Annotated in this window: 9 protein-coding genes; 5 read left to right on the forward strand and 4 right to left on the reverse strand. The window is 60.3% G+C overall.

Annotated elements, in window-relative coordinates:
• From ACSMXM_RS13355 to ACSMXM_RS13365, 3 genes are read right to left on the reverse strand one after another with little or no spacing between them, the layout of a single operon-like run.
• Nucleotides 1-1,482 carry an aldehyde dehydrogenase gene (locus ACSMXM_RS13355; RefSeq protein WP_460316836.1) on the reverse strand — a complete coding sequence of 494 codons (1,482 nt, stop codon included), beginning with the start codon at nt 1,480-1,482 and terminating at the stop codon, nt 1-3.
• The gene (locus ACSMXM_RS13360; RefSeq protein WP_460316837.1) at nt 1,479-2,246 is read right to left on the reverse strand and encodes a maleate cis-trans isomerase family protein; all 768 of its coding nucleotides are present in this window, start codon (nt 2,244-2,246) and stop codon (nt 1,479-1,481) included. Before ACSMXM_RS13360 ends, ACSMXM_RS13355 begins: the two co-directional genes overlap by 4 nt.
• A complete protein-coding gene (locus ACSMXM_RS13365) occupies nt 2,243-3,442 on the reverse strand; it encodes an FAD-dependent oxidoreductase (protein ID WP_460316839.1) in 1,200 nt (399 codons plus the stop codon). The genes ACSMXM_RS13360 and ACSMXM_RS13365 overlap by 4 nt, the downstream gene beginning before the upstream one ends.
• A gap of 142 nt (nt 3,443-3,584) precedes the next feature.
• Here ACSMXM_RS13365 and ACSMXM_RS13370 point away from each other — a divergent pair, with 142 nt between their 5' ends.
• Both ACSMXM_RS13370 and ACSMXM_RS13375 read left to right on the forward strand, forming a co-directional pair.
• Nucleotides 3,585-4,784, forward strand: a complete 1,200-nt coding sequence (locus ACSMXM_RS13370) for a class I SAM-dependent methyltransferase (protein ID WP_460316840.1) — start codon at nt 3,585-3,587, stop codon at nt 4,782-4,784.
• Nucleotides 4,785-4,841: 57 nt separating this feature from the next.
• A complete protein-coding gene (locus tag ACSMXM_RS13375; protein ID WP_460316841.1) occupies nt 4,842-6,200 on the forward strand; it encodes an MFS transporter in 1,359 nt (452 codons plus the stop codon).
• Between the two features lie 14 nt (nt 6,201-6,214).
• On the opposite strand, the gene ACSMXM_RS13380 is transcribed toward ACSMXM_RS13375, so the two are convergent.
• The gene (locus tag ACSMXM_RS13380; RefSeq protein WP_460316842.1) at nt 6,215-7,168 is read right to left on the reverse strand and encodes an alpha/beta fold hydrolase; all 954 of its coding nucleotides are present in this window, start codon (nt 7,166-7,168) and stop codon (nt 6,215-6,217) included.
• Nucleotides 7,169-7,270: 102 nt separating this feature from the next.
• On the opposite strand from ACSMXM_RS13380, the gene ACSMXM_RS13385 reads away from it, so the two are divergent.
• The 3 genes from ACSMXM_RS13385 (at nt 7,271) to ACSMXM_RS13395 (ending at nt 12,105) form a co-directional block, all read left to right on the forward strand.
• On the forward strand, nt 7,271-8,716 hold the full coding sequence (locus ACSMXM_RS13385) for an FAD-dependent oxidoreductase (protein WP_460316843.1): 1,446 nt from the start codon (nt 7,271-7,273) through the stop codon (nt 8,714-8,716).
• Nucleotides 8,713-9,543, forward strand: a complete 831-nt coding sequence (locus ACSMXM_RS13390) for an alpha/beta fold hydrolase (RefSeq protein WP_460316844.1) — start codon at nt 8,713-8,715, stop codon at nt 9,541-9,543. Before ACSMXM_RS13385 ends, ACSMXM_RS13390 begins: the two co-directional genes overlap by 4 nt.
• A 273-nt stretch (nt 9,544-9,816) precedes the next feature.
• Nucleotides 9,817-12,105 carry a TonB-dependent receptor gene (locus ACSMXM_RS13395; protein ID WP_460316846.1) on the forward strand — a complete coding sequence of 763 codons (2,289 nt, stop codon included), beginning with the start codon at nt 9,817-9,819 and terminating at the stop codon, nt 12,103-12,105.
• Nucleotides 12,106-12,135 lie beyond the last annotated feature (30 nt).

Consider the following 12,135-nt stretch of genomic DNA (forward strand, 5'->3'; position numbering starts at 1 on the left):
CTATGCTCCCAATTTGTGAAGGGTAAGCGGCCGGCGCGGGATGCTGACAGTCTTTTGCCGGGTGTAAAACGCTTCAGCGGCACTGCCTCCCTCCGCGCCGACGCCCGAATCGCCGCGACCGCCAAACGGTGCGTGCAGATCCCGCATCATCGGCGTGTTGCACCAGATCGTGCCTGCATTGATTGCCTGCTGGCCGGCCATCACCGTGTCGATATTTTGCGACCAGATATAGCTGACCAGGCCGAACCTCGACTGGTTGGCGATATCGAAAGCTTCTTCCTTCGTGTCGAATATCTGCAACGAAGCGAACGGTCCGAAAATCTCCTCCTGGCACAGACGATTATTGTTTGTGTCGGTCAGGACCAGCGTTGGGCTGAAATAATAACCCTTCTCAAAGCCGTCCGCGCGCCCGCCCCCGGCCAATACCTTCAGGCCGGCCTCTCCCTGGGCTGGAAGAAAGCTCATCACATGTTCGTAATGCGACTTGGTGGCAAGCGGGCCGATCTCTGTCTTCGGATCGCGTGGATCGCCCACGACGACCTTTCGTGCGCGCGCTGCCAAATCCGCGATGAATCTGTCGGCAATTCCCCGCTGCACCAGAATGCGCGCGCCAGCCAAGCATTGCTGGCCATTATTTGCGAAGATGCCGATCAGCGCGCCATCCACGGCTTGTTCGATGTCGGCGTCGTCGAAGACGATATTCGCTGACTTCCCGCCAAGCTCCATTATGCACGGCTTCAACATCGCCCCTGCAACCGACATGATATGCTTGCCCGTCTGTGTGCCGCCGGTGAACGATACCACATCGACACCTGGATGCCGGACCAGCGCGTCCCCCGTTACAGAACCCAGACCGTTGACAAGGTTCACCACCCCCGCGGGCAGGCCGGCATTATTCACTGCGCGCACAAGCCTCATCAGCCCGAGCGGTGCCTGCTCTGCCGGTTTGATGACGCAGCTGTTTCCAAAGGCGATAGCCGAGGCGATTTTCATCGACCCCAGGGAAATCGGGGAATTCCACGGTGAAATCAGGCCGGCCACGCCAATCGGCTCGCGCCGGACGAAGGTAAGATATTCTTGCTTCTGCTCGTACAGTTCGCCCGCCATCTGGCCGATATAATCTGCAAAGAAACGGAAATTGTTTGCCGCTCGCGCCACCTGTCGCCCGCGGACCTGGCTGTAAGGGATGCCGGTATTCGCGCATTCAATATCGGCAATCCCGTCCGCGTCCGCCTCGATTGCGTCGGCGCAGGCGCGGAGCACGGCCTGCCGCTCCTCGGCTTCCATCCTGCTCCATTCGCCGCGTTCGAAGGCGGATCGTGCCGACTGAACAGCGCGATCGACCAGATCGGCCTCTGCCGAAGGTATGCAGGCAATGGTTTCTTCGGTGGCAGGGTCGATCACCGATACCGGCGGACCGCTGCCTTTCACCTCGCCGGCATCCATGATGGCGCTCGCACAGACATCGTCAGATTGTCTCATGGCTGTTCCGATCCTGTGATTTTCGTGGCGGCGGCGAGGCGCGTTTTCCAGCCTTCATCCACAGATGCGCCCGGCGACAGGGCGATAAGCCGCTCCGCCAGGCATTGATTGGACGACAACAGCACAGCGCCCGTGCGTTCTTCGGCAAGCAATCGAAGCGATGGCAGGCCGGTGCCGCTAAGCAGGACGGCATCGACCGCCTGAGATGACAGCGTGTCCACAGCGGCGCGCGCGTCTTCGGAGCCGAGCGCGTAGATCGCACGCGTATCATCGCCCGCGATGGCGATCGATTGAACGGCGGCGACGTTAAAGCCTTGCCGCTCCCAATAGGTGCGCGCCGCCTCGGCGAGCGGTGCAGGATAGGGGGAAGCAAGGGCAATGCGCTGCGCTCCTAGGCTTCTAAGTTTGGTGCTGATGGCCGCGGCTGCGGTAATGACTGGAAAACCGCATTGCGCCTCGACCTCCTCGAGCGCTTTCTGCTCTTCGCTGTCGCTGACGAGATAGGAGGAGCCGGTGCAGGCAAAGCCCAGCGCCAGCGGCTGTAGCGTGTCGAAGCGCTTCGCCGTTTCGGGCAGATTGAGAAGGTAAGCCCGCAATCTTTCCTGCGGGGAGGCGGCATTGCTGTTCAGCCGGACCGTCACGGGCAGCATCGCCGGCGGCAGCAGAATGCGCATCTCCGCCTCTACAGTCGGGTTCGCTTGCGGCGTGGCAATGGCAACCATTCCCGCGCGGCCATAATCATATCCGCCATGTAGCTGGGTCACGAAACGGTGGCCGCCTTGCGCAGGCCCGTTATCATGGAGGATCGCAGCAGATGCTCGCGCGCTCGTTCGGGATCGGCCGCAATATCTTGCAGCTGGGCCAATATCTCCCGGCGTCGTGACGGGTCCCTCTCCTGCATGCGCGCGCGGTTGTGGTCAGATTGCGCAAGAATCTCCGCTTCCGCGACGGGTTTGCGGCGCCGGCAGTAGCGATCGAGAAGGTCGTCTCCGCCGCCCGCGAAGATTTCCCTGAGTGCGGCAACGAGTTCAAAGGCGTCGTGGATGCCACCATTCATGCCCATGCCGCCCGATGGCGAGTTCAAATGGGCGGCGTCACCCGCAAGGAGCAGGCGGCCGCATCGATAGTCACCGGCAATGCGGCGATGGATGCGGTAGGGCCGCATTTCGTCCACGCCAAACGCACCTGCGCCCGGCGCGATTTCATCGAGCTTGCGGGCAACAACCTCTGGCCGCAGAGCGTGCTCTACCGATTCGCCTGCATCCAGGTGCAGGCTGCAGCGCCAGAGATCCGGCAAGCGCAGCAGGCTGAATGTGCCGCCGTCTTTCCAGACGTAATTGACGTTGGAGAGGTCCTGCAGTGCTTCGTGAAACGGGAAGCGGGTCGCCGCCAGAATCGTGGTTTCGGGATAGGTCGCGCCGTCGAAAGAGACTGCCATCGTTTTCCGAACCACGCTGCGGGCGCCGTCGGCGCCGACCACATAACGCCCTTCGAAGACCGTTTCTTCGCCATTGGCGTCCCGCGTCTTCACAAATGCCGTGTCCGCGTCCTGTGACACGGCGATTACCTCATGGCCAAAGCGAACGTCAGCTCCTGCCTGACGTAATTGAGCGAGCACAATTTCGCAAAGAACAGCCTGAGTGCACTGCAATCTAAACGGGTGGTCTGTATCATCTGCGATCGCGGAAAGTTCAAATAGCACGCGGTCGCCGGTCGTGTGCAGGCGTATTTGCCAATCCCGGCAGATCAGGCCGCGCTGAAGGAGCAGTTCGGTCACCCCCAGCGGTGCGAGCATGTCGAGTGTCGGTGGGTGGAAGGTGGACGCGCGTAAATCGTCTGGCAGCGCCTCCATACGCTCCAGAACGACCACTTCCAGTCCCGCATCACTGAGCAGGCGCGCCGCCACGAGGCCGACCGGCCCGGCACCCACGATCACGATCCTTTCGCCAGATGTGGTCAAAGTGCGCGTCCCCTCCGAATTGCTCCCTTGCACTTCATTTGTTATATATTTATGCCCAATGAAAGTGCAACATTGTTTGCGAAGGTCGGGGCCAGAGCGTGGGTGGATACGCTGACGCCCGACGGAGCCGGAGGAGATTGTCTTGACTGGATCCGCTTCTGCATCGCAGCGCGATGACGTCATCGCCGACATCGAATCACTCGCCGATTTTACCGTCGAGGAACGCGGGCGGCAGCGCTTTGCCAGCGCGCTGCGGCGCTATGCCATTCAGGATTTGGCCGAGGCTGTCGATCACGACTATCATGACCGGATCGCACCGGCGCTCGATCAACGGACGGAACGGCCAAACGACGCCCGCGGTATCGAAGCGGTCATGGCTTCGCAGCCGACGTACCGCCTCTACAGTTCACTTCGCTACAACGCTCAGGAAATGTGTTTTCAGTCCGTGCAGGACGGGGTGGAACGTGTGTTGCCCCGCATGACGGCGTTGGCCCGACAGGCGGCGGACGCCAATCCGGGCGGCGGTAGTCTGCGGCTGGACCCATCGCTTGAAATGCCGCGCTATCTCGATGCCCTCGATGTGCACCTGACTCCGGGCTGTTTTCACACCGAATGGGGCGAAGAGGATGTCGCGCAGGGCGCCGTCGTCAGCCTGGGGTCTCGCGTTTTCACCGCCAGCATGGCTTTTCGCAGCTGGGGCGGGGTTGCCCGGGTCATAAGCCGCTGGCTGAAGCATGAACGCCCGGATTTTGCGCCGGCCCGGATGCTCGACATCGGCACCTCGTCCGGCAAGAACCTCATTCCCTATCTGGAGGCGTTTCCCGGAGTGGAAGCGCACGGCATCGATGTTGCGGCACCGCTGCTCCGATATGGTCATGCGATTGCCAGCCATCTGGGCGCGCCGGTCAACTTCGCCCAGATGAATGCGGAAGCGATGGATTTTCCCGACCAGTCCTTCGATCTGATCGTGTCGAGTTTCTTTTTCCACGAGATCCCCGTCAAATCCACTCGGCGTGTTCTTGCCGAGTGCCGCCGCCTGCTGAAGCCGGGGGGCATCATGGTGCATCAGGAACTGCCTGCCACAGGCCTGGTAGGGCCATGGGAGGACTTCTTTTGGAACTGGGACACCGAACATAATAACGAGCCGTTCTACACAGCCTTCCGAGCACAGGACCCTATCGCGCTTTGCGAGGAGGCAGGGTTCGACAGGGACGACTGTTTCGCCACCATTCTGCCGGATCCCGGCGCCTTTCCGGACCGCACCGCTGCCTTTGACTGGGATGAGCCGGGGCGTCCCCGGCATGGCAAGGGCGGCTGGTATGTTTTCGGCAGCAAGGGCTGACGCCGGCCCCCGTGGGTCAATCAATGCCGATGGCCAAGCTGGCCCAAAGGGTGGATCATGATGAATACCAAAAGTCCGGTTTATCGCTGGTACGTCGTCTTTTTGCTGCTTCTGGTATTCATCCTCTCCTATTTCGACCGATTCATTCTGTCGCTGGTCGTGGACCCGCTAAAGCAGGCGATGGGGCTCAGCGATTTCCAGATCGGGCTTCTGCTCGGCCCGGCCTTCTCCGCGTTTCATGTGCTGGTAGCGATTCCGCTGGGATTGCTGGCTGACAGGACGAGCCGAAAATGGCTGCTGATTGCCGGCATCGCGATTTGGTGTACGATGACCACGATGAGCGGCTTCGCCATGAGCTTCCTGCCGCTTTTGATGCTCCGCTTGGGCCTGGGCCTGGGTGAGGCGGTTGTCAGCCCCTGTTCGGTATCGATCATCAGCGATTATTTCCGGCGTGAGGAACGGTCGAGAGCGATCAGTCTTTACATGGCGGGTCCCTATCTGGGCGCCGGCCTCGCCTTTCTGGTTGGCGGCGCGCTCGTGGCGTACCTCCAGGATATCGGCGACGTCACCATTCCTTCGGTGGGCACATTTGCGCCGTGGCAGATGACATTCCTTCTGGTCGGTGCACCCGGCCTGTTGTTCATCCTGTTGATGCTGACCGTGAAGGAGCCCCCGCGCCGGGACTTGCTGGTGTCGACCGGACCCGAACAGAAAGATTCGAAGAGCGCGATGCGCTTCATGGCGGCGCGATGGAAAGGCTTTGGCATCCTCATTCTGGGGTCGACCTGTAATTTCGCGATGAGCACGCTGACGCTTTGGAACGTACCGCTGTTCGAGCGTGTCTGGGGCTGGGATGTGCTTGCCATCGGGGCGGTGACGGGCATCTTTTATTTTACCGCTGGCCCATTGGGTACGGCGCTGGCGCTGTGGGCCAGCAAGGGCCTGGGGCGCGGTACGGAACTCGGAGCCTTTCGTACGCTGATGCTGGGCCTGTGTATCACCATTCCTGCCAGTGCGCTTTACCCCATCATGCCGATGGCAGAGATGGCGCTGGTGCTGATGTTCCTCGCCTTTATCGGGAAGTCTGCAGCGACTGCCGGCGGTCCTGCGGCGCTGCAGCTTATAACGCCGGGCGAAATGCGAAGCCGGGCCGTGGCGATTTTCAATACAATCATCACGCTGATCGGCCCGCTTTTGGGACCGCCTATCATTGGCGCTGTCACGGACTGGACCGGGAACCCGGCGATGATCGGGGCGGTGTTGAGCGGCTTCGTCATCTCGATCGGGGTGCCGACGCTTATCATTATGTATTTTGGGCAGAAGCATTACGGCGCTCTGGTTGAGGAGATCGCCGTGTCGACGAAGGACCCGGCGGAAATGCCCAATGCGGTCGCCGCGCCCGCTACCGCGCGATAGCAGGGCTGTTTAGATCAGGGGGACGCCGCGGCAATTTCTGCGCTGAACTCCGCCGCGATGCGCGCCCAGCGTGCAGGATCGAGCATCAGCGAGTGCGAATATCCATCCGAAAACTGCTGAAAACGAAAGGACGGCTGCAGCGTCGCTGCGCGTCTGTCGTTTGCGGCCAGGGAATCCTGTTCATCCGACAGGATCAGCACAGGCGCCGTTACTGCCCTTAGTGCCGTTTCTGTGGGCGCCGTGAAGACGGCATTGTGCGCAATGTCGGCTTCTCCGGCCAAATACCAGGCGATGGTCGACCAAGTGGCCGTTACCGCCGTGCCGGGGGCGCCGCCGATATAGTCGCGGATCGACGCGAAATAATCCGAAAAATGGCTGCCGTCGGTCGATAATTCGCGGCGACTATGGTCCTTTGCGAGTCGCGTTCTGCGCTCTTCTTCAGAGTAGAGGGGTATGCCGTGCAGCAGCAGCCCGCCGGTCCGGGTCGGATGCGCCGCGGCAAATGCAACAGCGATGCCTGCGCCGGTATGGTGGCCTGCAAACACAGCGCGATCAATACCGACGGTGTCCAGTACCGGCAGAATATTGTCTGCATATTCCGCAAGCGAGGGTTCGCCGGGCGGTCGATCGGACATCCCGTACCCTGGCGTGTCTATGGCAAGGGAGCGAACGCCCTGCGCGGCAAGGCAAGCCTGTATGTCGGCAAACTGGATCATCGACCATGGTGTCTGGTGTAGCAATACGATGACGCGGCCGTCCTCGGGGCCCACAAGTCGGTAATGCACTTGCCCCATGGGCGTGTCGGCATAGCCTTTGCCGCCCTGCAAGCTGCTTATGCCGCGCCACTCCGTGCGCGGTTCACCTTCTGCGGGACAGCCGGCGACGGCCGGGGTCTCGGCATGTGCCGGCATGGCCAACACGCCTAACAGCGATAGTGCCGCCAATGTGCGATTGATTGTTTCGTGCACGGGACCTGTTCCCCTTATTTGATGCGTGAAGCTTGCTTCTCGTGACCATAGATGTTTTGATATAAGAATAATACCTTTGGTGGCTGATGGTGGGAGGACGGCTTGGCGGAATTGGACCCGGATAGCGGTTACGACGTGCTTATCGTCGGAGGGGGTTCGGCGGGGCTGCCGGCGGCGATATTCGCCGCCCGCGGCGGTGCGCGCGTGCTGCTCGTCGAACATACGGACGTTCTGGGGGGGTCCTTGTGGGTTGCCACCGGTCAGATGAGCGCAGCGGGCACCCGCCTCCAGAAGGAGCGGGGCATCGCCGATTCAGCCGATCTTCATTTTGACGATGTGATGCGCATCAGCCGCGGCACCGCGAACCCCGATATCGTTCGGCTGGCCGTCGACAACGCAGCGGCGACATTCGACTGGCTGGTGGATGAAGGTTTCGTTCCCATGCAGGATCATCCCGTGACGGGTTTTGGTCATGAGCCATACCGGGAGCCGCGCTATTATTGGGGAGAGGAGGGCGGCATCAGCATCAAGGATGCCGTTGTACCTATTGTGGAACAGCTTGCAGCGGAGGGCGCGCTGACGCTTGCCCTGGAGACGTCGGTCACACGCCTGTTAACTGATGCACATGGCGATGTGACGGGCGCAGCGCTCGCCCTGCCCGGTGGAGAAGAGGTTGAGGTAAAAGCCGCTGCGGTCATCCTTGCCTGCGGCGGCTATGCCGCGAATGCGGACATGTTCCAGCGTCTGAACGGCGCGCCGCAATATAATGCCGCCCCGTGGCACGGTTCACGCGGCGGCGGCTTGCGGCTGGGGGAGGCCGTAGGAGGCTTTGCACGCGGCGACGAAAACCTGTTCTGTAATTTTGGCACCCTGTTCGACACGGACGAGTTTCCCGCGCGTGCGACGGGACGGATCGAGCATTTCCCCGAACGCCGCCCCCCTTGGGAAATCTATGTAAACGAGCGCGGCCAGCGCTTCGTACGGGAGGACGTGCCCAGCGTCGACGCGCGCGAAATGGCGCTGTCGCTCCAGCCGCACCGCCGATACTGGATCATTTGCGATCACGCGACGCTGATCGAGGCGCCCCCGATGGTGGTCGGCTGGTCCTCGGCAGAAATGCTGGCGGCATTCGACAGAGGCGGCCCCGCATTCCTGACCGCAGAGACATTGGCCGACCTTGCCGCGCGGTGCGGAATCGATGCCGCCGGGCTTGAGGCATCAGTCGCCGGCTACAATTATGGCGTCCTCACGGGGAACGACTTTTTTGGTCGGCAGCACATGCCCCGCCCAATCGAGGAAGGCCCGTTCCATGCTATCCGCATGCAGGCCAGTTCCATCTCCAGCACGGTGGGCCTGGCGGTCGACGGCGACCTTCGTGTTGTGCGCCGCGACGGCTCGGCCGTTGGCAATCTCTATGCAGCCGGAGAGATTCTCGGGTCCAGCCAGACGATGGGCAAGGCAGCGTGCGGCGGGATGATGGTCACCCCCGCAATGACCTTTGGCAGGTTGCTGGGCACGCAACTGGCCAAGCGGGCCATGCGCGCATGAGCCTGCCGATCCTTACCGCGCAGCCTGGAGAGCGACGCGGCTATGTCGATGGCCCCAACGGCCAGATCCATTACCGGATGCAGGGCGAAGGAGCCGACATCCTTCTCATTCACATGGCGCCCTGGTCTTCAATCGCCTTCCGACACGCAATGCCTGCTCTGGCGAAAGCCGGGTACCGCGCGATCGCAATCGACCTGCCCGGTCATGGAATGTCCGATCCGTGCGCGACCCCCTCTATCGAGGCTTACGCCGCCTCGGCGGCGGCGGTGATTGACGCTCTGGTTTCCGGGCCTTGCCTTCTTCTTGGGCATCGAGGCGGCGGCCTTGTTGCAGGAAGGTTGGCAGCCACTCGTCCGGAACTGGCTGCTGCTCTTATCCTCGACAACGTGCCCTTCATGTCGGCAGCCGACCGAGCGGCCCGGATCGGAAAATTCCCCGACGATCAGTCGATTGCCCCGGACGGCGCACATATTGCGGCCCGTTGGCGCTGGGTGCGGGAGGTCGGCGACCCCGACTGGAGCGACGAAACCGTACATATCGCCGTCATTACCTACTTTATGCATGGTCCCTGGAAAGAATACGGACACAAGGTGATACCACTTTACGACTTCCAGGCGGACATTGACGCGATCAAGTGCCCGGCGCTTCTGATCGGCAGCCGCCGGGATGCGGTCTTTGCCTCAGCCATGCGTCTGCGGGCGGCTCGTCCCGACTGGGGCTTTTCCGAGCTGCCCGGTGGACCGGGAATGGTTACGGATCGTACGGAAGAGTGGATGGTCCCAGTGCGATCTTTCTGTGACGCGATTGCAACACAAAACGCCGGTTAACCTTATCGAGCGTCGGGTAATGCCTTCAAAATCAATAGGAATTAAAGGCGGCATGTGAAGCGGTCAAAATGGTCGATCGCCTCTGGACAAATTGTATTAATGATATACCAATAGGGTAATTAAAAGTGAGGGTTTCGATCAATTTTACGGCCGGCGCGATGCCGCGCGCTCAGATTAGGGGGGAGAAATCTCATGACCAAGACAGTCTCGATCAGTGCCGCATGCTTTGCACTTCTGGCTTCAACGTCCGCGCTGGCACAGCAGGCAGCGGCCGTGCCGAACAGCGCTGCGCAGGACACCGGGTCGGCGCCCTCCGGGGCCGCTCTGGATGTAGCGGACGATGACGATCTCGCGCCTGGTACCATCATCGTGACGGCGCAGCGCCGATCCGAAAGCCTGCAGGACGTGCCGATCGCAGTTTCGGCATTTAGCGCGGAGGAGCTCGCGACCAGGCAGGTCAACAACACCCTCGACCTCGTCGCCTATGTTCCTAACCTGATCGGGCATAATAATACGTCCGTCGGCACGGCGAACGCATATTCCCTGCGTGGGCTTGCCAATACGGAATCGATCGCGACGTTCGATCCTCCGGTCGGTACGTATGTCGATGACATCTACATTTCACGCCAGGGCGCCAACAACTTCTCGTTCTTCGACATTGAGCGGATCGAGGTTTTACGCGGACCCCAGGGTACGCTCTTCGGTCGCAACACGACCGGCGGTGCGATCAACGTGATCCTGCGCAAGCCGGGCAATGAGGTTTCTGGCTATGCCGAGGCCGGCTATGGCCGTTATGACAGGGTCCAGCTTCGTGGGTCCGTGGATCTTCCCGTCAGCGACACGCTGCTGACGAAGATCTCCGGCTACCATGTTCGCGCGGACGGATATGTCGACAATCTCGTCACCGGGGAAAAGCTGAACGGGGAAAACAGCTGGGGTCTGCGGGGCGCTGTTCGCGCGCTTATCAGTAACGATGTTACCTGGGATCTCGCGGGCGATTATGTCAAATCTTCGATAGCGAACTTTCCGCACTTCTACGATGAAGATACGGACCAGCGCATCAGCTTCACGCCCCTTAGTAAAGATGAAGCTATTGGCAGCGACCTCGTTTCTGAACAGCTTGCAGACAATAAGCTAGGAAACACTGCAGAGAGCTACTCGGTTTCTTCGAACTTCGAAGTGGCTCTCGACAATGCGACGATCAACTTCATTACTGGCTATCGTCATCTATATCAGGAGTTTCTCACCGACAGTTTCGCCGGTGTGAGTAGCGCTTCCCTCGTGCTTGATGGCATTGATTACGTATCATCGACACGCGGATTTTCCACGCCATTGCCGAGCGACAGTTGGCACGAGCAGTTCAGCCAAGAGATCAAGGTTACCGGCGAAGCTCTGGACGGCATGATCGATTATGTCGGCGGCATTTACTACATCAATGAAACCAACGAGACCAACTTCGCAAACATCACGCTGCCGCTCTCGGGAGTCGCCGGTGCCTCAGTCAGCGGCGACCGCATCGTGTCGAACGATACCGAAGCATATGCGGGGTACCTGCAAGGCGACTTTCATGCCACCGATCGTCTGACACTGACGGCCGGTGTTCGATACACTGACGAGCACAAGACAATCGGCTTTGAGCCGAACGATAGTCCGCTGCCCCGATCCTCGGCGATCAATCAGCCGTTCGACACCCAGGACGTCATTAATGCTGGAATTCCAGTGGAGCTGAACGCGAAAGAGTGGACGCCGCGCTTTGCAATCCAGTATGAATTTAGCGATGATGTAATGGCATTCGCCTCTGCAACGCGCGGGTTCAAATCGGGCGGATGGAATGCGCGCGCTTATTTCGCGGAAGGAGCGGAAGAATTCCGCCAGGAAACAATCTGGTCTTACGAAGGCGGGGTTCGATCAGAACTGTTCGACCGTATGCTGCGCCTTAATTTGACTGGCTTTTACTTCGTGGATTACAACCAGCAGCTGCCAGGTGGTGGCCTGAACCCGCTCACCGGGATCATCACGTATCTGACCCGCAATGTTGCTGATATGGAGAATTACGGCATTGAGGCCGAAGTCAATCTGAACCCCATCGATGGCCTTAATGTGTTCTGGAACGGTGGATATCAGAAAGCCTCGTTCCAGGGGATCAACGACATTACTCTGGAGCAGCAGCAAAACTGTCGCGACGGAATTACCGCAAACAACTGTAACGCCGGCATTATTACCCCTGACGGGGATGTGGCCACCCCGACGCGTGCGCCGGAGTTCACGTCAACCCTTGGTGCCAATTATGTCGCGGATATCGGCAATGGTTTTACGCTGACGCCTTCCGTCGCCTGGAATTATGTCAGCGATACATGGATCTCAACGTCCAACGACCCCCGTGGCTTCCAGCCAGGCTACAGCATATTCAACGCCGGACTGAATTTCCGCACGGATGAGGGTTGGTCGATCGGGATCGAGTGCAATAATTGCTTCGATAAGGTTTATCGGACATCCTTCCTGATCTATCCGTACCTCAGCAATCCAGGCACTTGGATGGCACGCGCGCGCTACGAGTTCTAACTTGTGCCGGTGCAGATGACGGGCGTTCCG

It is taken from the genome of Pacificimonas sp. ICDLI1SI03 (assembly GCF_054740865.1).